The following is a 20,813-nucleotide window of genomic DNA, read 5'->3' on the forward strand; positions in this document are numbered from 1 at the left end:
TAACCGGTGTTTTTGTAGCATAAAAGGCTGATTTCTGTGCTTACGTGCAATTCCTTGTTAGATCACTCTTAGTTCGCACTTAGCTTTTCCTCGAAGCTGGCATACGGCAGGAAGCGGTCGCGATCAAACGGAGGCTCGTCGCGGCCGGGTATTCGCTCCCCAGGCCACTCTTTTACCCACCAGTTTCTTTCATCCTCATCAGCATAGTATTTTAGGTAGATGTATATATCTTCTTCACTGCCGCTTCCAACCAAATCAATGTGACAAGCAAAGTCAGCATTGTCGGGCTGCATGACCATCTCTTCACGTAGTAAGTCGCTCCAAAGCTGGTTATATAGTTCGCGATCACTCAGGTGGTTAGTGTGATGCAGGTACACGTGAAGTAAAGAAAGCGCGTTAACTACTTCCCATAATTTGGCCATCAGTTGAGAGTCATCTAATTCATCAGGTGAAGGTAAAGATATGCCCGATTCAATTAGAACTTGAAACGGTTGGTTCCAAGCTGCTTGCTCGAATGCGGCAACGTATTCCCAGAATTTTTCTTTAATTTCTGCCGGGCAACGGGATGGTTCATCGCAAACCATTTGTTCAGCAGTTAGTTCTTCTGACTGTTTTTTCAAATTCCGAATGCGGGTTTTTACGTCGTCCTGCCCTACATTCTTTTTACTCTTTTTTGACATGGATGTTCCTTTTCTTATGCTGCTTAACTTTTTCACCGGTAAGGTTTCCATTCCTCCGCGCTCATACCACAAGCACTCGTAATTATGGCTGTCTTTGTAGCGGGCTAAAAAATCGGTCTATTAATCTTGGTTTACGCAACTATCTCCGTCGTTATTCTTCAATGTCTTCGAATCGTACACCTCGACCTGCTCGTATGTTTTTTCCGGCAGTTTCTATGTGTTTCAAAAAGCGCGGCTCGTTTTCCAATCGATAATTAAACCAATCGTCTTCCGACTCGAACCCGATTAATATTCCTGCTGGCTTGCCGTGGCCGGTGATTATTATCTCCTCTTTTTCTGCCAGTCGCAAATATTTCGAGAGATCGTCTTTCACTTCTGATAAAGCTACCTTCTTCATTTTGTTTCTCCTATCTTTTTAAGCCAAGATTCGGCTTCTGATTTTGGAATAATAGCCAAAACTTCTACGACTCCTTCCGACACGTCACAAAACACGCAAACTACTTCTACCCGCAGCCGATACTGCGGAGGTGATAGCCCGCGGAGGCGTTTTGATCTGCTTTTTGCTTACCTTCGTGGGTTCGTACCTTAGGTGTTTTTCAATTGCATCCCGCACTATTGCACGTGAATAAGCATTCAGTTTGCGTAAGTCATCAACCGCCTCTGGTGAGAAGATGATACCAAATCGCATTCTGGCTAGAATATAGCCAATATTTATGATGCTTGCATATTAACAGGTGCAAAATATAGGAATAGGCTGTTTGTCATCCGATACTATCATAATAGGCGAGGGGTTATTTCATAAGTCAATATCAGTACGGCTTCCGCTCTTATAGCCAGTCAGTACGGCCAACGGCATCCCAAAGAGATATGTTGAGCTAAGTTTGCTGCGCCTTACTTCTTCTTTATAATAATACAAGCTCAAATACTACTTGAGGTAGAAAGCATGATGAACATTACTTTGTCCGATTTTGAATCGTCGATAGGCCAGATGATGATTAAGCGCGGGAAGAGGTATTGGCAGAATGGGCTGGTGCAAGATTTGGAAGAGATAGAAACCGGTATGTGGACTGCGCAGGTTGAAGGGACTCAGGTTTATGAAGTCAGAATAAGTATATCTAACGATGTGGTAACCGATTATAGCTGTACCTGTCCCTATGATCTCAGTCCCGTATGTAAGCACGAGGTGGCTGTGCTTTATGCGATTCAAGAACGCCTAGGTACGGGGGTGCCAATAAAGAAAGGAGAAATAGGATCAAAAAGAAAAAAAGGAAATACCGTAAAACAAAAGCCCAAAACGGTTGCCGAGGAAGTGGACGAAGCGATTGGAACAATGTCTCAGGAAGAAATTATCGATTTGGTACGTAGCTATGCCCTTAGAAACCGTGAATTTCGCCTCACCTTATTGGCTCAATCTACGCCTCGCTCCGGAGGGGGTAGTAAAAGCGCCTATAGAGAACTGGTTAAGGAATCACTTCGTTCCGGCATGGATCACCACGGTTTTATAGACTACTGGAGTGGCCGGCGAGCAGTTAAAGGAGTAGAAGAGTTATTGAATAAAGCGGTAAAGCTTGCGGAAAGCAGCAAGTCGGAACAAGCTATACCTATATTCCAGGCGGTAATTGAGGAACTCGTGCCGGCACTCCAGTTTGCAGATGATTCAAACGGCGATATCGGCGGTGCTATTGAATGGGCGTTTGAAGAGTTCTATAAATGTATCGAGAAAATTCAAGATCCAATAACCAGAAAAGACCTATTTTACTACTGTTTAACTGAAGCAAAGCACAAGCAGTACGAAGGGTGGGACTGGAAGTGGAATTTCTTGCAATTGGCGGGAGAGCTTGTCTCTTCAGATGAACAAGAAAAAGAGCTTTTTGCCATCCTCGATAAAGTACTGCGAGCAAAGCAGTCTAGCGAATTCACTGACCAATATGATCAGGAGCAAGCCACCCAGATAAAGCTTGAAGTCATCAGGAAACGGGGTAATGAGAAGGACGTTAACCAGTTTATAAATGACAACATCCATCATACACCTATTCTTCGTCTGGCTATAGGGCAAGCTTTTGCCAATAAGGATTTTAAAAGAGTAATTGAGTTGGCTAAACAGGGAATTAGACAGGATACGGTACGTCGATACCCTGGTCTCGTGAACGAATGGCTTGAATGGCTTCTTAAGGTAGCACAGAAAGAAAAAAATGTAGAAAGCATCCGGGAGTACGCCAGTCTTCTTTTCCTCAAAACCGGCGATTTTGAATACTACAAAAAACTCAAGAAGACATATACCCAGACTACCTGGCCGGATCAGGTCGAAAAATTAGTCAAGCAATTACGACGAGAAGCATCCAACAACACATTAGCGGAAGTATTTATTCGAGAAAAGGAATGGCAAAGACTCTTCGACCTAGTAAGAGATCATTCTTCTTCTATTGGACCGATCGAGGATTACCATAGATATCTGGCCCCTCATTTTCCGAAGGAGCTGATAGAGATTTACGAAAAAAAGTCAAAGGAACTTTTGCTCCATAGTATGGGTCGGGCTGCCTACCAGGATGTTTGCCGAATGCTTCGGAGAATGAAAAACCTAGGGGCAGGCGACAGGGTCGGCGAACTCATTAAAGAATTTAGTGAACAATACAAGAAACGGCCAGCCTTGCTGGAAGAACTTAAGAGGGTGTAATCAATCAAACGATATATCTATTACTACCAAATCTACTTGTAGAATTCCTCTTCCGTTACTGGTGCTGCCACTACCGGTTCCCCTTCAAGATGCAACCGTTTTCTTGCTGAGAACATCGCTCCACGCGCCTCCAACACAGGAGCAAATTGCATCAGACCGACCGGAACCCTTACGTCGTCGTATATGGCCTCATAGCCGCCACGAATGAAATACGTCTCATGCCAGAATCCCGTTCCTCCCGAATCGTGCACGAATTCCTGCCACCATTGTTGGTGGGGGAGTGAGCGGGCCCATCGCTCGAGTGACTCAAAGTCTCGCCAGTACTGTCGCATACCGAAATGGGGAGGGAAGAAACCAAAGTAGAGGTTCTCATGTAAAAGCAAACCGTCGGGCTTTGCCGCTACAGCCTTGGCAATCTTCGGCCCGAAGCTAAAAAACGTCCATAGACCCTTGACCTGGTTGACGCGCATTCCCAGGTAGATAACAACCAAGTTGGGATAGGCGGAGAGGTCAACCGTTCTCCTGTCGACTCGCTTTTTCATGGCCTATTCCTCCTCATTCATGATTGTTGATGCGAACTCATAAGTCATACTTTGTTAGTATGTGAAGTTTACTAATAAAAATCCTTTTAAGTCAACGGGAGTAGAGGGATTAAAAATGTGTACCGAATCTGCTCCATCGTGCCAGGGTGTTCCCGTCTGAGCCAAGGGACAGAATCAACCATGTATCAATTCTGTTATCCCCGAAATTTTTAATCGGGGATCCATTTTTTTGAAGAACCGGATTCCCACCTGCGTGGGAATGACAACCAGAGTAAAATTGCCTCCCCGGAAACGGTCTGTTCGGCAGCAATTATGTGCTGCGTTGTCGATTACAGTCTTTGCACGTTCAAAGTCAAAGATGTTTTGTGACCAATACCCGGCCTTTTGCTCCTACTGCGGTCAGGCCGTCCTGGCTCTTTACCCGTCCTCGAAGTTCGACAACGTCCCCGCCCAGACGGGTGTTGGGTGTGACTTTGATCACCAGCCATTCCAGCCGTATGGTCTCATCGGCAAAAACCGGGCGACGGAATCGTACCCAGAATTCTAGACCGACCATCGTCGCACCCTTGGAGAAGTGGGATGCGGTAAGTCCGAGGAGTAAGGCAGTGGTGTGGGTACCGCTGGCAATGGGGCGGCGATATTTAGTTGTTGCTGCAAAAAAAGGGTCATGATGAACCGGGTTGTCGTCTCCGGCGGAGCGGGCAAACTCAGACACCATAGCGGGATTGAGCACGACCTGAGAAGAGAATCTGTCCCTCGGACGAACGTTCATATCTCCACTCCTTCGGTACAGTTTCGCAGACATAGTACGAAAAGCTTAATCTCAAGTCAATGGCTAAATGACAGGCGTGAAGAAAAGAGTGGTTAGCCCACTATTTCGTCATAGCCGCTTCCTATGAACTCGATCAGGCAGAAGCCGTGTCCGAAGGGGGTCGGCCATTTAGGCGATGTGTCCCCACTTGTATGTGTTGATATCACCCTCAAGCTTAGCTCCGGCAGCTTTAGCCTTTTCCACAGCGGCATTGATATCATCGACGGTGAAATCAAGATGTGCCGGGATCCAATGCCGCCGATAGCCTCGCTTTAGGGGAGTGCTGGAAGAAGCGAGACTGCCTGAGGGCTTAGCCAATAGATAAATCTTCGAAGAAGCTCCGAGTATTCCCACCACGCTATCGTCGAAAGGCGTCCTGGCCGAAGTCCTAATGCTTTGTTATAAAACTCGACTGCCCTATCCGGGTCATCGACATCGATGTTGATGCTTATCTCGATCATTACCGCCGTTATTCTACCTTTGTGCTGAAGCTGAGATCAACCTCCCAGGTTTGACTGCCGAAGCTTTCCACCTCTCCACCAGTTGATAGCTTAGCCTGCACCCTGTCTCCCTCTATCTTAAAATCCTTGACCTCTAGTTTACCGATAGAACTGAAGGGCGATTTTTCATGTGCGGTGTGCGCTACCTCGCAACCGACCAGGTCTCCGGAACGCTGGAATGTGAGGATAAGGGCGCTGCCGAACTGGCCGAAGGCAGCCATGATGTCGGGACGGTCTTCACCGGCGGTGTCTTTCTCGGTGAGCACAACGATGATGGTCTCCTCGCCGGAAAAGGGCTCTCCGGGACGGGCAACGGCGTAAGCGAGCTGGGCATCTTTGCCGTTGCCGCGGAATATGCCGGTGACGGACTGTTCCGCCGCATAAAGATTTGTTACTACAGCGAGGCTGGCGCAAATGACGGCTAGGTTTAATGTATGAGAAAAGAGTTTAATCATAGCGATCTCCTCCAAGAAGGGTTTATAGGAAACTATTTCAATCATTATTTCACTTATGGGTGTTCAAAAATCTCGTCAGAAATAACAAGACCAAAGAATTATACTGCCTGTTAATGCTATTTGGCACGTTGCAAACTGGCCATTTGTAGGTCAATTGTTATTCGTTCCTATCATTATCTCATTATTTTGGTTAAAATTACGCACTTAAGGTGAGATTATGGAAGTTCAAGCCGTATGGAAGAAGAATTATCAAGTTGAAGTGATAGCAAGACAGTTTCGGGTCCCGGTTGATGAGGCCCCGGAATTTCACGGGGACGATACCGGGATGATGCCGACTGAGTTATTTCTCTCCTCCCTGGCTTCCTGTTTTTGCCTTGCGCTCGTTTATGTGGCCAGAAAGAAAAAGATAGAGGTGAAGGATATGCGGGTAAATGTCCGGGGGCAAAAGAACTTGCTGAATTTCATCTTCTCCAAGCTGACGGTCGAGGTTGATAGCTCTCTTCCTTCTGAGATTTTGGAGGATATTATAAGCCTGGCCAAGAAGTATTGTTTTGTGAGTAATACAATTTCAAAGTCATGTCCGATAGAATATGTTATCGCTACGGATTAATAAGTATTAATGCCAATGAAAATGCTATGCTTCTTCATCCCTTCCCCACTTGCGGGGAAGGTTAGGGGGATAAATACAAATTACCCCCACCTTAATCCCCCCCTCAAGGGGGAGGAGATTAGGGATTGTTATTTGCAGGATTGTTAGTGACTGATTAAGGGGGATAAGAGCCTTGGCCATAAAATTCAGGATTAGAAAAAATTACTTTCAGGATGCGCTTCGCCTGATGCGCATATCAAAGAGTCTGCAAGAGATGGAGGGGGTAAATAAGGCAGTGGCGGTAATGGCAACGGAGAAGGCTAAATTTGCATTGGAAGATGCCGGATTGATGACCGAAGAGATAAAAGCTGTAGGCGGAAGCGACCTGGTGATGGCAGTTGAAGCCGACTCGGAAGAGATAGCCAGCCAAGCACTTTCCCGGATGGAGGAATTGATTTTGGCCGGAGCTTCTCAAGGGAAGAAAGAAGCTCCAGATATTCTCCATCAAGAAATTCAGGCAATAAATATTGGGCTTGAGAGCTTTAAGGAAGCGCTCGAGGCCCAGGGAATAAAAGTAGTTCATGTCGACTGGCAGGTTCCGGCTGAGGGCAATATGAAGCTGGTGAATATTTTGAAAAAGATGTATTGACTTGAACCACTACGACACCACGGCACCACGGAAAAGAGGAAAAAGAGTATTATCAAAAAATGAATTAAAAGTTTTCTTTGTGCCGTCGTGCTGTTGTGGTTAAATTGTAAGACTGAATTGAGCATACGGAATCCTGAAAAATTAAAAGAAGTACTTTCCGACCCAAGACGGCTGGCCAGGGCTTTCAGTAGGCATACCTACGGGATGCTGGCGTGGGTGGATTTATTCGGAGGGAAGCTGAAAAACATCAAGAGCCTGGAAATGAAACTGGCTGCCGCCCGTATAATCGCTGATAACGCCAGGCATGCCAAGCTCTTTTCGGACAGGGCCAAAGAGCTCGGTGAAACACCGGAAACGTACAGGCCTCCCGATATTGGCCAGAGGATTTACGACATACTAGAGGAATATCAAGACCCCTTCGATGATTTTGCCTATGCCTGGGGCTCTCTTATTCATTTTTCGTCTTTACTCAGGATTTATCAGAGCGTGGCCGACCCAAAGAGCAGGACGGTTATAGAAGAGGTTCAGAAGGATGTCCGGGAACATCTAGGGCTTTTGGAGAAATACTTCGAGGTGAATGCGGATACACTTGAAAAGAAAAATCGTGCGGAAGAGATAAAAATGATTGCCGACAAAATCTACTCGGACAGGGAAGATGAGGAGATAAAATGGTATGCCTCGTAGAAGAATGCCCGCCTTTGAGGAGTTGTTAAACCCGCTCCCGGTGTACTCTCCAAAATACTGGTACTATCAATTCGTCTCTTTATTCCTCAGGACTATAGGTATGCTCTCCGAGGGGATAAGGATAAGTTATACTTACGGCTTCGACTCCGGGATGATTATGAACTACATTTACCGCAATGTTCCCAGTGGAAGGTTTTATATAGGCAAGGCACTGGACAGGGCTTTTCTTAATCAGGTTACTTGCAAGGCATTCCGGGCCATCAAGGAAATTCAGAAAAACGCTATCAAAGATTTTTTGAAAGGTAGGAACGGGCGTCCTACTTTTATAGTGGACCTGGCTTCGGGAAAGGCCGATTATGTTTACGATGCCCTCAACGAAGTCAATGGTCATGTGCATGTCCTTCTCCGTGATATCGATGGGACGGTCCTTGCTGAGAGCAAGGCCACAGCCGAGAAATTGAATCTGCTGGATAAAGTGAGCTACGAGCTTGGAGATGCGCTTGACCTGGATAGCTTGAAAAACATCCGTCCTGATCCAGACCTCCTGATCGAGGTGGGGCTTTATGGAATCATCCATGACGACGAGTTAATACGGAGGCATTTTTTTCATTTGAGGGACATACTCAATCCGGGGACTATCCTTTTCAACGTGCAAACTTATAATCCGCAGATAGAGTTAATCGCCAGGACGCTGGTAAACCAGGAGGGAGAACGATGCGTTTGGCATCTCAGGCCTGCGGAGCAGGTAATAGGATGGGCGGCAGATGCCGGATTTAAGGACCCCAAGGTAACTATGGACCCTTATGGGATTTATGCTGTGGTTATGATGAGAAACTAATGTAGGGGCGACCCGCCGGGTCGCCCCTACAAAGACAGGGGCAACTAATGAAAAAAGAAAGATTTGTTCTTGGATGGGAAGACGAGGCTCAGGCGTCATCCTTTATGAAGGGTGTTTTATCAAACAGGGTCAAGTCGGTCATGGAAAGCCCGCACGGGATGTGGAACTACATGACCTACCGCGATGCCATTAAGATTTTGGGTTTGGACATGGGGGAAATTTATAAGGAGGGCCGGATTGATTTAGACCCAAGAGAGTGGGCAGACCTGGGATGGATGACCTGCTACGTGGGCCCGCCCAAGAGCGCGGTAAAGGCGATGCGGGCACAAACCAAGGCATCCAATATCAACCCCTATTCCCCCGACCTTATAAATCCTCTTAGAGACGCATGCGCGGAGATAAAACTGAAACGGGAAAGAAGTAAAGATTTTGAGGTGGTGGGGACTGAGGGCGGCCAGGCCGGAATTTCTTACGCCCTACACACGTTCATCAATCCTGGGGACGAAGTGATAATTACCGACCCGGGATATTTTCACTTTGAATCGGCAATTCTAATGGCCAGAGGAATACCGGTAAAAATTACCCTTGATTCAAGAAACGGATATCGTCTTGACCCCAACCAAGTTAAAGAGAAGATTACGCCCAGGGCAAAAGTAATAATCGTATGCGACCCATTAAACCCTTTCGGGACGGTTCAGACTAAGGAAGAGTTGGTTGCGCTCATTGAGCTTGCCAGAAGACACAACATTATCATCATCAATGACATTACCCACAATACCCACCGGATAGACCCGGATTCGATTCACTACCCGATGAGCTCCCTCTGGAGAGAGACCAATGTAGATAACGTGGTTTCAGTCTTCAGCGTATCCCACGGCTACGGGATGGCTGGTGTAAGGATCGGATTTCTGGCCGGTCATCCGGAGCTTATGAGGGCTTGCCTGATAACAAAGGTCTCCTTGACCAGGCTTAATACCAATCTTATTGCACAGTATGGGGCGTTAGCGGCGCTTAAAGACGAGGATTACGTCAAGAGATCGGAAGGAATAATCAGGCGAAATTATGCGCACATAAAGGAAACAATAGTCAAAAATAAAGGCATATCCATACCGGTCGAGCCTGAGTATGGTTTCTCCATGGTGATGGATGTTTCCGAGACGGGCGTGACCGCACAGGAGCTTACCGTGGCTCTTTTCAAACACCGTGTTGCCGTGTATCCGGGAGACGGGTTGGGCGATGTCGGAGCGACGGACTATATCCGGCTGAATATCTCCCGGCCTGACCTCTGGGCTTCCCGGCATTTTCGGAGAGTCCTTCCCCTGGCAATCGAAGAAGCTAAATCCGGAATGTATCGAAACGGTGTGATCCAGTTCTTCCGGGATAGAAAAACGGAAAGGGCGGAGAGAATTCTACGGAAGATACAGGGGGTGCACCTGGCGGATTAGAGACGGATAAATTATTGGTTTAACCACAACGGCTCTACGGCACAACTATCTAAGTTAATTTTCAATCACAAATTAATTACTTAGTGTCGTCGTGTCGTGGTGGTATATGGTGTTTCCAATGAATAAGATTGACGGCATTACTATAGGCAAGCTGGTCGAGGATTACGGTTCCCCGCTTTTTATTGTATCTGCAGGAGGTCTAAGAAAAAATCTAAAGGCATTTCGAGAAGCATTTTCAATCAGATTCCCAAAGGTAAAGGTCGCCTATTCATACAAGACAAACTGCCTCCTGGGAGTGCTGAATATAATTCATAAAAGCGGAGCATGGGCCGATGTGGCCTCCGGGTTTGAGTATGACCTGGCTAGGGCGCTCGGGGTATCCGGAGGGTCTATTGTATTTAACGGTCCGGGCAAAAAGAGAGAAGAACTAAGGAGAGCGGTGGAAGAAGGGGCTTTCATAAATGCGGACCATCTCGATGAAATAAAGCTACTCGAAGCGATCGCATCAGAGATGGGTAGGACAATTGACCTAGGAATCAGGATCAACGTGGATGTGGGCATTCATCAGTCGCCGGACAGGTTTGGCTTCAATCTTGAATCCGGCGAGGCATTTCGGGTTGTGGAGAGATGCGTGAAAAAGAAGCTCCTCAAAATAGCGGGAATCCATATTCATCTCACCAGCTACATAATCGAGCCCGATGGAGCCGAGGAGGATATTCCGGCAGGGCGGGTAAGGCTCATCTGGCCTAAGAGTCCAGATATCTACAGGGAAGCGGCGAAGAAGCTCGTTCATTTTGCGGAAGAAATCAGAAAGAAGTGGGGGGTGATAATCAGGTATGCGGATTTAGGGGGTGGCTTTCCCAGTGTGGATTCACTCAATCCCTACGTGGAGGCTATAGTAGAGCCGATCTTAGACGGATTCGGAGGCCAGGATTTGCCGGTTCTAATACTGGAGCCGGGAAGGGCGATTGTCAGGGATGCCATACATCTCATTACTACCGTTGTGGGCATTAAGGAATTCCCAAATGGTGAAAGGGGCATCGTGATTGATGCCGGGATTAACCTTCTTCCCACCTCGTTCTGGAGATGGCAGGAAATAGAATCGGTAGACGAATCGCAAAGTATGGAACTAAAAGAGACCACGGTTTATGGGCCTCTTTGTCTTCAGACAGATATAATTGGAAAAACAAAACTGCCAGAACTTAAAGCTGGAGACAAGCTGATTATAAAAAGCGTAGGGGCTTACAACATCCCTCAATCCAGCACATTTATATTCCCTCGCCCGGCAATCGTACTTGTGGAGTATGGAAAGGCAAGGCTACTGAGAAGGGAGGAGACGATTGAAGATGTATTTTCGTTCGAGAATTTGTGAAGTTTGCCGATTTTGCCCTTTTGGGCTTTTTTAAGGTAGAGACTTGTAAGATTCTTTCTAATGAATGTTCTGTCTATTAGCACAAGGCTTACTTAGAGGATTTTTATAGGATGCTTATGATTCTCCAAGCAAATACATCTCTCCTGTGGGAAGAGGAACGCCGCCCTCGGGTTCAAGAGTGACGGCAAATGTTTTAATTTTTGAAGCGTCGGGAAGGGACTCCAAATTCATAAAGTTTTCACCACGCTCTCCCACCTTGAATATACCCGCACTCTTGGGGGTACTATCTGCAATTACCCAGAGCTGATATGTTTTTCCGGATGGGGGCGCGGGAAGGTTAAGAACATGGAAGAAGGCCTTGTTTTCCTTGGTATTCCAAAGCACCCTCCCGTGTGCTTTCATATCCGGTTTGAGCCCGACCATATTTATAACTACTACGTCCGGGTCCTCAAGCAACTTTGTGATTTGGGTTTGCTGGGCAAGTTGCTCTTTCAAGTCGGTTATCTCCGCCTCTCTGCTGGCTAGGCTAGTTCCCAGAGATTCTAAGCTCTCAGTTTGGTCAGTTATCTTATCCTGCAGCCTGCTTATCTCCATTTGCTGGTCTTTTAGCCTATTCATCAGAAATAAATTCGATAAAATTAGGAGCACTAACGCCGCTAGAGCAACCGCTCCCCCTAGTCTAAGCCACATTGGCTGTAACCTTTCCCTTAAGCTCGGCGAATAGGCTCCTTCTTCAACTTTTGGACCAGACTTAATTTTCTTAAAAAGCCTATCTTTAACCCGGGGGGAAGGGATGGGGCTCATCACGGAGTAGGGGAGGAAGGATTTAATCCTTTCCTGTTCACGCAATAATTCTTCACAAGCGCTACAGCCACTCCTTAGATGCTCTTCCAGCTCTCTCAGTTCTTCCCCATCTAGGGCCTCTAAGGCATAAATTGGGATCAACTCTTCGAATCTCTCGTGGTTTGAGATCATCATAGGTTCATTATGCTGGACTTCGCCTGATTTATATCGCTCGCTAAATTATATATTATAATTCCCCCCTCTTTTCAATATACGATGTGATCAGGGGTGCTGGTTTAGTTTAAAAGTAAATGCTAAGTGGCTATCCTTGCTGGAAATCTAAATATGTGCTATATTCCAGTCGATGATAGCTGGCTCAATTAACTGCCTGCTTGATATCTTTCCTGAACCACTAATTTTCAATTGCCCTTAAAGTAACGCCATTCATTACCAGAGGATTGGATGCAAAAGCTTTCTAAAGACGTGTCTAAATTGACGGATAAAGAGCAAAACTTAGCCGTATTGATTTCCCGTGTGGCCGAGGGAAGCGAGTCCGCTCTCAGCGAGCTTTACGACCAAACCAGCCGGTTAGTCTTTGGCCTGGCACTGCGCATATTATCGAATGTGTCGGAGGCCGAGGAGATAACACTCGACGTTTTTATGCAGGTGTGGGATAAGGCGGCGGCTTACGACCCTGGGCGAAGCTCCCCTCTGGCTTGGCTCCTGATGCTTACCCGCAGCCGCGCTATAGACCGGTTAAGATCCGGTGCAAAAAGGGAGGCCATGGAAGAATTGCCGGAGCAGGGTGTATCAAGCCCTTCGAATACACCTGAGGAAACAACCATATTCCTCGAAAAGAGCCAGATAATCAGAGGTGCTCTCTCAAAGCTAAATCCACAGCAAAGAGAGACGATTGAGCTAGCCTATTTTTACGGTCTTACTCAGAGCGAAATCTCTAAAAGACTGGGTCAACCCCTGGGGACAGTGAAGAGTGCGATTCGGTTGGGAATGTTAAAACTGCGTGAGCTACTTAGCTGGTCTGAAGAGGGCGGGTAATAATGGCGACCAAATATTCAAAGAAAAAGATTCAGGAGCTAGCATCATCATACGCGCTCGGCGCTCTTGAGGCTAAAGAGACCGATGAGTTCAAGGTACTCCTTGGAGAAGATCCTAGTTCATCTGAAAATGAGCTTAAAGGTTTCAAAGAAGTTGTTGATTTGCTCGGGTTTAGTGCACCGTCCGTAACTCCCCCTTCAGGTTTAAAAGATAAGCTTCTACGACGGATAAGAGAGAAAGTCCTTACCAAAGAGAAGGTAAAGGAAGGGGAAGGATTATTGTATGTCCGCTATCAGGAAGGAGAGTGGAAAGATATAGCCGAGGGTGTTAGTCTCAAGCCACTTTTTTATGATCCTTCCCGCCAATATGCTACTACTCTGGTAAAGATGAATGCTAAAACACATTTTCCCAGCCACCGGCATACGGAGGCTGAGGAATGTTACGTAATCGAAGGCTCTATAGAAATGGGTGGCCAATTATTCCGTAAGGGTGACTACATCCGTGCAGAGGCAGGCAGCATTCATGAGGGTATCTATTCCCAAAGCGGGTGCACACTTCTTATCCTTTCCTCCCAGAGAAATGAGATACTCGAATAATTAATTTGTGTCTCGGTAATAAACCTGTCCAAAATGAGAGATTGCTTCGCGGGGACCGGAGGTAGCGAACAAGAGAGGGACTCTTAGAGAACTACATCGCTCGCAATTGCAAGGGGGTCCTTCGTCAGAGTTTATCGAAGGGCTCATGGTTAGACGGAGTTTATCCCTTCCCCGATTAAATCGGGGACCAGCTCAGGACAGGCTTTGAGCGCAGTAGAAAGGCTCACCATGAAGAACAAGAAAAATTCACACTAACAGCCCTTCACCCAGAGTCTTTCAGGTTCGCTCAGGATAAACTAGGACGAAGGATGAGCGGGATTAAAAAGCTATTTTCAACAAATAGGATTAGGATGGGGCTTGCATTGCAAACGTAAAAGAGGGGGACCTGATTTTAAACAGGGTTTCTTATATATCTAAAGGCCTTGTTTTACCAGTTTGAATCTCTGGTTTCTAATTATCTTAGACAGCAGTCATTTGAACTGTAAATTTAGCTTAAATACCATGATATAAGCTGTGTTTGAGGAACGCATGCCTGTCATGAGCACAGCCGAATGATATGCGTTCCCTACAGTAGATGCCGGTAACCATTAGTTTGCTTGATATTCAATCCATGCTACTTATAATGGCTATACGAGGGTAAATGAATGAAAAAGAAGGTCGAGTTTTATTATGACTTAACCAGTCCTTACAGCTACCTGGCTTCGACCAGGATCGAAGGGATTTGTGAGAGATATGGAGCGGAACTGGAATGGAAGCCCTTTCTTCTCGGAGGCGCGTATAAAGAGTCAGGGAACCACGCCCCGCTTGAGGTGCCGAATAAGAAGGCATACATGATTAAGGATTTACTAGACTGGGCAAAATACTACGGAGTTCCATTCAACTTTCCTGATATGTTTCCCTTGAACAGCGTGAAGCCGATGCGAGGCGCTTTGGCGGCAAAAGAAAAAGGGAAAGTTGCCGAATACACGCACAAGCTGTTTGCACTTTACATGGTCGAAGGAAGGGATTTAAACCAGGATCATGTTCTTAAGAATGCGGTAAGCGAGTTGGGCATAGATGCTGACTGGTTTATGAGAAGGATTGGGGAACAGGATATAAAGGATGAGTTGAGAAAGGAGACTTGTGAGCTAGTAAAACGGGGCGGGTTTGGCGCACCTACCTTCTTCATAGAGGACAGGATGTTCTGGGGAAACGATAGGTTGGTCTTTGTTGAAGAATATTTAAGGGTAAGTCTCTAATTAAAGTCTAGGTCTGAAATCAAAACACACCCCGTCCCTTGGGGACACCCCTCTAAAGAGGGGAATTTCTCCATCAAGTCCCCTCTTGAGAGGGGACGTAGGGGTGTGTAATCTGTGTAATGAAAAGATGCACAATCATTCCATACAGCCCGAAGTGGGCAACCAAAGGAGATAATGTCTCATGTGGCGCGGTTTCGATTATAAGAATGGCGAATTTCATGTAGAGGATGTTCCGGTAAAAGAGATTGCCCGGTCGGTGGGGACTCCCTGTTATATCTACAGCTACTCCATCCTCAGGGATAATTTTAGCCTTTTAAGCGATGCTTTTTCGGGAATAGACGCCCTTATTTGCTACTCGGTTAAGGCTAATTCAAACCTGGCGGTCTTAAAGACCTTTGCCAGCCTGGGGGCCGGGTTTGATATCGTTTCGGGGGGCGAGCTTCGCCGGGTTCTAAAAGCAGGTGGAGACCCGTCGAAGGTTGTTTTTTCCGGGGTGGGAAAAACCGAGGAGGAAATGGAACTGGCAATCGGTGCCGGAATACTTTTCTTCAACATTGAATCCACAGAAGAGCTTTATGTGTTGAACAAAGTGGCAAATGGATTGGGTAAAAAGGCCAGGGTTGCCATTAGGGTCAACCCGGACATCGACCCTAAGACCCATCCTTACATATCCACCGGGCTTAAAAAGAGCAAATTCGGGATCGAAATCGACAAGGCAGTGGAGGTTTACAAGGGTGCAGCCGGTATGAGCGGAATCGAAGTAGTGGGATTGGATGCTCACATCGGCTCCCAGATATTTGACCTTTACCCTTTTGCGGCCTCGGCGAAGAAGCTGGTGGACCTGGCCGAGGTTCTAAAGGGTGAAGGGATTGAAATTAGATATATAGACATAGGCGGAGGATTAGGAATAAGGTATAAAAAAGAGGATGTTCCCCCGGACCCCGCTCAATATGCAAAACTTATAATCAAGGAAATAGACGCTAAGTATAAACTCTTGCTGGAACCGGGAAGATGGCTCGTAGGAAATGCCGGAGCTCTCTTGACCAAGGTGCTTTACATCAAGCAGGGCACGGCTAAAAGATTTGTGATTGTAGATGCGGCCATGAATGACCTGATTCGTCCCGCTTTTTATGACTCCTACCATGAAATTGTCACGGCGGATGCCGACCTGGAAAATGAAGAGGTCGTGGACATAGTAGGACCGGTCTGCGAATCGGGCGATTTTTTGGCTCAAGACCGAAAGCTTCCTTGGGTGGCTAAAGACGACCTGCTAGTGGTTCTCAGCGCCGGTGCTTACGGTTATGTTATGTCTTCCAACTACAACACCCGCCCCCGTGTCCCCGAGGTGATGGTCAATGGAAAGGAATTTTATGTGGTAAAGGAAAGGGAAACATACGAGGATTTGATTCGAGGAGAAAGCATTCCCGATTTTTTGAAGTGAATGATACGGTTTACTGGTTAACGGGTTTGCTGGTTGGCGGGTTACAAATAAACACGTGAACACATTAACTCGCAAACACGTTAACAATCCCTTTGTGTCTTAGCGTCTTCGTGGCTAAATAACCATGTTCTCCTTATCCATAGAAGGCTTTGAGATTCCTCCCGAATGGGTCTCGTTATCCAAAGACCTTCAAGATGGCCGAATAATTTTTGTCTTAGGGGCTAGTGATACCGGCAAGACTACCCTCATAAAATTTTTAATAGACAGGTTCGTAAAATCGGGTAAAAAAGTGGCCTTTGTGGACAGCGATATCGGACAGTCTTCGATAGCAGTCCCAACCGCTATCTCATCCGCCCTGGTATCATCGGTAGACGACATAAAATCACCAAGGGTGCATTCCCTTTTTTTCATCGGCTCTACCTCTCCTCCAGGAAACCTCTTACAGATGGCAGTGGGGCTTAAAAAGACCGTCGAAGCCGCTCTTCTAACCAAACCCGATTTGGTTCTGGTTGATACCACCGGGTTCATACACGGTGCGACTGCGCTTGAGTTGAAATATCAAAAGGTCTCTCTGGTCCAGCCGACGCATATAGTGGCTATCCAAAGAGAGAAGGAGGTTGAGCCGATTCTCGGTTCGGTCCGGGCCTCTTTCGACAATTTAAAGATACTAAGACTGAAGCCCGGGTCTTCGGCGATAGGTAGGTCACTTGACGAGAGACAGGCAAACCGAGAGAGGAGGTTTGCCCAGTATTTTTCCAGGGCCAGGAAGTTAAAAATTAAAATCGGGGATGTCTTACTCAGGCGGGGCCCCTTCGGTGTGGGCCTTCCTATCTCCGATTTGAAACTATACGAGCTTTCCAAGACCAGCGGGCTCGACTTTCTCTATGGGGAAGAGGGGAACGAAGAAGCTGTATTGGTGGTGCGGTCTATGGGACATGGTGATTCATTATCGAACAAAATTCAAAGCTACCTCAAGAAAAGGTTCGTCAGGGTGATAAATCAAAGCGACTTAGAGGGTACGGTTATTGGCCTGGGAATGAGGGCTCAGGGGGGTTTTGTCTCGGGGTTGGGTATCATTTTAGGAGTTGAGGAAGGTATAGTTAATGTATTCACGCCGGTAATGGATTCTTCCAAGATCGGAGTGCTCATATTCGGTTCGTTAAAAATCAGCACCTCGGGCAAGGAAACAGGCAAATCAACTTTTTATTGACCTGGTTGCCTGCCACGGATATTCTATTAATTCAAAAAACGGGATTATCCTCGAAGTAACTGGCAAGCGTCTATAGACGGAGGCTTAAATGATTTGGGATAGCAGTGTGTCTGAATTTTTCGCAAAGGGTGGGATATTCATGTATCCCATTCTTCTCTGTTCGGTTGTCGGGTTAGCGATATTTCTCCAGAAATTGTGGATACTTAGGGGGCCAAGGATTATCCCAGAGCAATTTTTAAAAAGTCTTTACGGTTTGCTATCCCAGGGAAAAATAGGCGAGGCCCTGGTGCTGTCCCGTGCCAACGACTCCTCGATCGCCAGGATCGCCTCTGTAGCCCTGGAGAATTCAAATAAGCCCAAGGAAGAGCTCAAAGAGGAAATAGAAGCGATAGGACGAAAAGAGGCGCAGGAGCTCGGACGATACATAGAGGGACTGGGTGCAATAAGTAACGCCAGCACCCTGCTGGGCCTCCTCGGGACGATCTCCGGTATGATAAATATATTCCAGGTCATATCGGAACAGCCTATAGTTAACCCGCCCAGCCTGGCCGGCGGCATATCTGAGGCTCTATACACTACCGCATTCGGGCTTCTCGTGGCCATTCCTGCTTTCATCGCCTATAAATACACTTTAGGAAAGGCTGACGGCCTGATATCCGATATGGAACAAGAGGGTAGGAGGATTATGGAGGAGATTGTTCTTTCGGTTGACCGGAAAGAGAAAGCGAGAGAGATGGCCAGATGAAGTTCAGAAATGGGAACGAGAAAAAAGCCCGATTTGCTGCAGCGGTCGACCTTACCCCGATCGTCGACACCGTTTTCAATCTCCTCATATTTTTTGCGCTTTCCTTAAATTTTGCGGCAACCTCGGGTGGAATAAACGTAAGGCTGCCCAAAGCCGCTACTGCAGAGCCGATAAAAGCGGAGCAGCTTACCATCAGCCTTACTAAAGACGACAAGCTCTATCTTAACGATAAGACTATCAGCTTGGATGAGCTTTCTAAGACGCTCGAAAAAAACCGGGACAAAGAATCATTGGTTATAATCCGGGCGGACAATGCAGTTCCTCACGGCCGGGTTGTCGAGGTCATGGATATGGTCAAAACCCAGGGCTTTTCCAGGCTGGCTATAGGCGTAGAGCAAGCCTCTCCGGAGAGGAAGTGATTTAACTAGAAAAATGCCATTGTTTTCTTCTATTTTGTAAGGAACGCATGTACTTCGGCCTTGCTCAGTACAGGTATGCGTTCCCTACATTTAAAGATCGATCGATATATTCACTAAGACTTGAATCTCCGAAATATCGAGGTTAAAAACTGATAACTCGTCTCGCCGTCTAAGGTCCTGTTAACCCTCACAAAATTCCGAAACTGAAGGTCAAACGGCAGCTTTATGTCGATTCCCCCGCTTAGCTTTATCAGCTCTTTTTCACCTCCATCGGTTTGGGATATCTCATAGCTATTTTGACCCAGGAATTTAATATTTTCCGTGGGACTGTATTTGAAACCGACCCCGACGAAGTACTTCTTTTCTTCGACTCTAGCCTCCTTATGAGTGACTCCGAGTCTGATCCAGGCATCGTCTATTCGAGTCCAGTTCTTTTTTACCCCCACTATGAGCGAAGTGGCCTCATAGTCCTTGCTGGAGTTTGCCTGGTGATGAAACTCGTCTATCTGATATCTAACAAAGGTGTCAAAGCCTTCCCATTTATTGTTAAGCTGGGCGAAGTAGACATAGTTTCTCCTGTCTAAATTTTCTCGATCTATAAAATTGGTATCGAAGAGTTCCGCTCCCATTACCAACGAAGTAGATAAAAGGGGATTAAGCGACATTTTAAAAAAGCCATGGTGTTTGTTTGTATCGTTGCTACTGACCAATCTATTTCCCCAATTTCTGTCGAACCTCAGGCCAAAATGAGCCCATTTCATGGGCCTATAGTCGAGGTTGAATAATAGGCTTGGCCTGGTGTCATCGGCAAATGACCTGGGGATCAAACTAAGATAGTCCTGCCTGGTGGTATAGTTTTCGATAAACGGGTCCTTTTGCAGGAAGTAGTCTACTCCCAGGTCGTTAATCGGAGACATAGCGACCATTAGGGCGCTCGAAAATTTAAGGTTGTCCAAAAGGGCAAGCTCACTTCTGATGGCCAGCGTCTCGGCAGTCGACAGTTCCTCTATCTTTTGGAGGCTAGTATTTTGCAGCTTGATTTTGATATTTTTAGATAAAAAGTGTTCATCGTTTTTGGGATCACGGAAAAAGCTATGTCTGTAGAATTCGGGATTGAGGGAATAGGTGGTTGCTTCAGGTTGCGGATAGGGGAGATAAACTTTCTGAAGACTTATATCCTCTGCCCTTACCTCGGCAGGTAAACTGAAAAGAAAGACAATTAGCGACACATAAAAACTCGGGGCAGAAACTCTTTTCACGCCCGTATTCTCCCCACCACATCGTTAAGACAATTTTATTACCATGGAGGAATTAATGCTAGGGTTTTTTTTCTGTCCGCAAAAAATGTGGTTGATTCTTAGGGCTAGAGCACGATTATCATGATATAGGCATACCTGGTTCGGGTTCATCAAAAAACGATATTTGTTCCTGCTTTCAAATTCCTGCCCAAAAGTGACTGGATAAGCTATGGATACCGATCATTAGACCAAAGCAGTCTGATTGACACTCATTAAAATCTTATGTAATTTTCCGCCTCTATATCCGGGTTTCCAAGAAGCATACTATTGAAAACTCTGAGATTACTAAAATTTTCACCAACTATTTCGCTTTTTGGATAATGGGATTCTCGGTACTCACTTATTTTTATCCTGATCATTTTGCAAACCTGATATATCTGATCACTCCGGCATTGGGTGTGATAATGTTTGGTATGGGCATGACCCTGAATACCATGACCAAGTCAATAATACCCCCTTCGTTCTGAGTGGTGAGCTTGTCGATAATCCCGTTCATCCTGAATAGTGAGCCTGTCGAACTATCGAAGGACGAACTCCTTAGGTTCTAAATTCATACTTCGACCAGGCACAGTATGATGCTTCGACAAGCTGCACGAGCGGTGGTTTATCCGCTGGTAAAGAAAAATAAAAATGTCCATTCATTCTGGGAGCGGAGGGGATTTTAAAAGGGTTTTGCTGAGACCCCAGGATGTGGCAGTGGGATTCATAGCTCAATACGGGATTATGCCTTTTGCCGGATTTGCCCTGGCTAAAATTCTCAGCCTCGAACCGCTTCTTGCCGCCGGGGT

25 protein-coding genes are annotated in these 20,813 nt (G+C 46.4%); 15 read left to right on the top strand and 10 right to left on the bottom strand.

The window, feature by feature from the left end:
- Positions 1–68: 68 nt before the first annotated feature.
- Complete coding sequence (locus VNN20_13085; protein HWP93120.1) at positions 69–731, bottom strand: hypothetical protein; 663 nt, start codon at positions 729–731, stop codon at positions 69–71.
- A gap of 100 nt (positions 732–831) precedes the next feature.
- Positions 832–1,077 carry a type II toxin-antitoxin system Phd/YefM family antitoxin gene (locus tag VNN20_13090; protein HWP93121.1) on the bottom strand — a complete coding sequence of 82 codons (246 nt, stop codon included), beginning with the start codon at positions 1,075–1,077 and terminating at the stop codon, positions 832–834.
- A gap of 546 nt (positions 1,078–1,623) precedes the next feature.
- Here VNN20_13090 and VNN20_13095 point away from each other — a divergent pair.
- Positions 1,624–3,354, top strand: a complete 1,731-nt coding sequence (locus VNN20_13095) for a hypothetical protein (GenBank protein ID HWP93122.1) — start codon at positions 1,624–1,626, stop codon at positions 3,352–3,354.
- A 32-nt stretch (positions 3,355–3,386) separates the two neighbouring features.
- Here the strand turns inward: VNN20_13095 and VNN20_13100 are convergent, their stop codons facing one another.
- From VNN20_13100 to VNN20_13120, 5 genes are all read right to left on the bottom strand, one after another.
- On the bottom strand, positions 3,387–3,896 hold the full coding sequence (locus VNN20_13100) for a DUF4188 domain-containing protein (GenBank protein ID HWP93123.1): 510 nt from the start codon (positions 3,894–3,896) through the stop codon (positions 3,387–3,389).
- A 352-nt stretch (positions 3,897–4,248) separates the two neighbouring features.
- Positions 4,249–4,668 (bottom strand): MaoC family dehydratase, encoded by a 420-nt coding sequence (locus tag VNN20_13105; protein ID HWP93124.1) that lies wholly within the window; start codon positions 4,666–4,668, stop codon positions 4,249–4,251.
- A 168-nt stretch (positions 4,669–4,836) separates the two neighbouring features.
- Positions 4,837–5,064, bottom strand: a complete 228-nt coding sequence (locus tag VNN20_13110; GenBank protein HWP93125.1) for a VOC family protein — start codon at positions 5,062–5,064, stop codon at positions 4,837–4,839.
- Positions 4,980–5,168 carry a hypothetical protein gene (locus VNN20_13115; protein ID HWP93126.1) on the bottom strand — a complete coding sequence of 63 codons (189 nt, stop codon included), beginning with the start codon at positions 5,166–5,168 and terminating at the stop codon, positions 4,980–4,982. Before VNN20_13115 ends, VNN20_13110 begins: the two co-directional genes overlap by 85 nt.
- A gap of 8 nt (positions 5,169–5,176) precedes the next feature.
- Positions 5,177–5,662 carry a hypothetical protein gene (locus tag VNN20_13120; protein ID HWP93127.1) on the bottom strand — a complete coding sequence of 162 codons (486 nt, stop codon included), beginning with the start codon at positions 5,660–5,662 and terminating at the stop codon, positions 5,177–5,179.
- Between the two features lie 217 nt (positions 5,663–5,879).
- Here VNN20_13120 and VNN20_13125 point away from each other — a divergent pair, with 217 nt between their 5' ends.
- The 6 genes from VNN20_13125 (at position 5,880) to VNN20_13150 (ending at position 11,239) form a co-directional block, all read left to right on the top strand.
- Positions 5,880–6,272 (top strand): OsmC family protein, encoded by a 393-nt coding sequence (locus tag VNN20_13125; GenBank protein HWP93128.1) that lies wholly within the window; start codon positions 5,880–5,882, stop codon positions 6,270–6,272.
- 172 nt (positions 6,273–6,444) lie between these two features.
- Positions 6,445–6,900, top strand: a complete 456-nt coding sequence (locus tag VNN20_13130) for a hypothetical protein (GenBank protein HWP93129.1) — start codon at positions 6,445–6,447, stop codon at positions 6,898–6,900.
- 117 nt (positions 6,901–7,017) lie between these two features.
- Positions 7,018–7,584 carry a ferritin-like domain-containing protein gene (locus tag VNN20_13135; protein HWP93130.1) on the top strand — a complete coding sequence of 189 codons (567 nt, stop codon included), beginning with the start codon at positions 7,018–7,020 and terminating at the stop codon, positions 7,582–7,584.
- A complete protein-coding gene (locus VNN20_13140) occupies positions 7,574–8,422 on the top strand; it encodes a class I SAM-dependent methyltransferase family protein (protein ID HWP93131.1) in 849 nt (282 codons plus the stop codon). The genes VNN20_13135 and VNN20_13140 overlap by 11 nt, the downstream gene beginning before the upstream one ends.
- Positions 8,423–8,469: 47 nt before the next feature.
- Positions 8,470–9,867 carry a pyridoxal phosphate-dependent aminotransferase gene (locus VNN20_13145; protein HWP93132.1) on the top strand — a complete coding sequence of 466 codons (1,398 nt, stop codon included), beginning with the start codon at positions 8,470–8,472 and terminating at the stop codon, positions 9,865–9,867.
- Positions 9,868–9,985: 118 nt separating this feature from the next.
- Positions 9,986–11,239, top strand: a complete 1,254-nt coding sequence (locus tag VNN20_13150) for an alanine racemase (GenBank protein ID HWP93133.1) — start codon at positions 9,986–9,988, stop codon at positions 11,237–11,239.
- 114 nt (positions 11,240–11,353) lie between these two features.
- On the opposite strand, the gene VNN20_13155 is transcribed toward VNN20_13150, so the two are convergent.
- Positions 11,354–12,217: an anti-sigma factor gene (locus VNN20_13155; protein HWP93134.1), complete on the bottom strand. Its 864-nt coding sequence runs from the start codon at positions 12,215–12,217 to the stop codon at positions 11,354–11,356.
- A gap of 267 nt (positions 12,218–12,484) precedes the next feature.
- On the opposite strand from VNN20_13155, the gene VNN20_13160 reads away from it, so the two are divergent.
- The 7 genes from VNN20_13160 (at position 12,485) to VNN20_13190 (ending at position 18,727) form a co-directional block, all read left to right on the top strand.
- Complete coding sequence (locus VNN20_13160; protein ID HWP93135.1) at positions 12,485–13,078, top strand: sigma-70 family RNA polymerase sigma factor; 594 nt, start codon at positions 12,485–12,487, stop codon at positions 13,076–13,078.
- 2 nt (positions 13,079–13,080) lie between these two features.
- Positions 13,081–13,674 (top strand): cupin domain-containing protein, encoded by a 594-nt coding sequence (locus VNN20_13165; protein HWP93136.1) that lies wholly within the window; start codon positions 13,081–13,083, stop codon positions 13,672–13,674.
- 644 nt (positions 13,675–14,318) lie between these two features.
- Positions 14,319–14,912 (top strand): 2-hydroxychromene-2-carboxylate isomerase, encoded by a 594-nt coding sequence (locus tag VNN20_13170; protein ID HWP93137.1) that lies wholly within the window; start codon positions 14,319–14,321, stop codon positions 14,910–14,912.
- 181 nt (positions 14,913–15,093) lie between these two features.
- A complete protein-coding gene (gene lysA / locus VNN20_13175; protein ID HWP93138.1) occupies positions 15,094–16,353 on the top strand; it encodes a diaminopimelate decarboxylase in 1,260 nt (419 codons plus the stop codon).
- A gap of 124 nt (positions 16,354–16,477) precedes the next feature.
- Complete coding sequence (locus tag VNN20_13180) at positions 16,478–17,563, top strand: Clp1/GlmU family protein (GenBank protein HWP93139.1); 1,086 nt, start codon at positions 16,478–16,480, stop codon at positions 17,561–17,563.
- Between the two features lie 88 nt (positions 17,564–17,651).
- The gene (locus VNN20_13185; protein HWP93140.1) at positions 17,652–18,308 is read left to right on the top strand and encodes a MotA/TolQ/ExbB proton channel family protein; all 657 of its coding nucleotides are present in this window, start codon (positions 17,652–17,654) and stop codon (positions 18,306–18,308) included.
- Positions 18,305–18,727: a biopolymer transporter ExbD gene (locus VNN20_13190; protein ID HWP93141.1), complete on the top strand. Its 423-nt coding sequence runs from the start codon at positions 18,305–18,307 to the stop codon at positions 18,725–18,727. The genes VNN20_13185 and VNN20_13190 overlap by 4 nt, the downstream gene beginning before the upstream one ends.
- Positions 18,728–18,840: 113 nt before the next feature.
- Here VNN20_13190 and VNN20_13195 read toward each other — a convergent pair whose 3' ends face one another.
- Positions 18,841–19,986 carry a hypothetical protein gene (locus VNN20_13195; protein HWP93142.1) on the bottom strand — a complete coding sequence of 382 codons (1,146 nt, stop codon included), beginning with the start codon at positions 19,984–19,986 and terminating at the stop codon, positions 18,841–18,843.
- Between the two features lie 394 nt (positions 19,987–20,380).
- Positions 20,381–20,521: a hypothetical protein gene (locus VNN20_13200; GenBank protein HWP93143.1), complete on the bottom strand. Its 141-nt coding sequence runs from the start codon at positions 20,519–20,521 to the stop codon at positions 20,381–20,383.
- A 134-nt stretch (positions 20,522–20,655) separates the two neighbouring features.
- Between VNN20_13200 and VNN20_13205 the strand changes: the two genes are divergently transcribed.
- Positions 20,656–20,813 (top strand): hypothetical protein (locus tag VNN20_13205; GenBank protein ID HWP93144.1); only part of this gene is annotated, 158 nt, incomplete at its 3' end.

Source organism: Thermodesulfobacteriota bacterium, assembly GCA_035559815.1.
Taxonomy (GTDB): domain Bacteria; phylum Desulfobacterota_D; class UBA1144; order Nemesobacterales; family CSP1-2; genus DATMAT01.